The organism is Ancylomarina longa, assembly GCF_003996985.1.
GTDB classification, from domain to species: Bacteria; Bacteroidota; Bacteroidia; order Bacteroidales; family Marinifilaceae; genus Ancylomarina_A; species Ancylomarina_A longa.
In genome coordinates, this window is the sequence record NZ_RJJX01000069.1 from 1 (window position 1) to 1,103 (window position 1,103).

The window sequence follows — 1,103 nt, forward strand, 5'->3', positions numbered from 1 at the left end:
CAAACTCCTATGTTCCTTTCATTACRGTATTTCTGAACAAGTTCCTGGATAACAAGCCKAAAGGTTTTYTTATTGATGATATCGATATTGATGATAGTGACGATATTGATGMTAGTRACGATATTGATGATAGTGAYGATATCGATSRTGAMCTTGATAYKGAKMYGGAGCTKCTAACTATGATGAATGCRCTAACTATGGATATGAYGYYGRAAATAGACCGATTTTATATCACCCTTCAAYTCGAATTAGCAAAAGCAATGTCTCCTTGCATAATATGGATTCCAAACATTCATGATCTKKMTGTGAATGAGTCGARTTACTTAKCCCTCGGTCTATTRGTGAACYMTCTCTCCAGGGATTGTGAAAGATSYTCCACTAGAAATATTCTWGTTATTGCTTCGACTCATATTCCCCAAAAAGTGGATCCCGCTCTAATAGCYCCGAATAAATTAAATACATGCATTAARATACGAAGGCTTCTTATTCCACAACAACGAAAGCACKTTTTCACTCTTTCMTATACTAGGGGATTTCACTTGGAAAAGAAAATGTTCCATACTAATRGATTCGRGTCYATAAGCATGGGTTCCAATGCACGAGATCTTGTAGCACTTACCAATGAGGCCCTATCGATTAGTATTACACAGAAGAAATCAATTATAGACACTAATACAATTAGATCCGCTCTTCATAGACAAACTTGGGATTTGCGATCCCAGGTAAGATCGGTTCAGGATCAYGGGATCCTTTTCTATCAGATAGGAAGGGCTGTTGCACAAAATGTACTTATAAGTAATTGCCCCATAGATCCTATATCTATCTATATGAAGAAGAAATCATGTAACGAAGGGGATTCTTATTTGTACAAATGGTACTTCGAGCTTGGAACGAGCATGAAGAAATTCACGATACTTCTTTATCTTTTGAGTTGTTCTGCCGGATCGGTCGCTCAAGACCTTTGGTCTCTACCCRTACCCGATGAAAAAAATAGGATCACTTCTTATGGATTCGTTGAGAATGATTCGGATCTAGTTCATGGCCTATTAGAAGTGCAAGGCGCTTTGGTGGGATCCTCACGGACAGAAAAAGATTGCAGTCAG

General features: G+C 38.3%; 1 protein-coding gene and 1 pseudogene. Both read left to right on the forward strand.

Translation table 11 applies throughout. The annotated features are described in order from the left end of the window. Positions 1 to 203 precede the first annotated feature (203 nt). Positions 204 to 461: pseudogene (locus DLK05_RS18990) on the forward strand (AAA family ATPase); the annotation flags it as partial. Between the two features lie 366 nt (positions 462 to 827). Beyond that, positions 828 to 1,103, forward strand: a 276-nt coding sequence (locus tag DLK05_RS18995; protein ID WP_235832028.1) for a protein Ycf2, incomplete at its 3' end; no start/stop codon positions are given.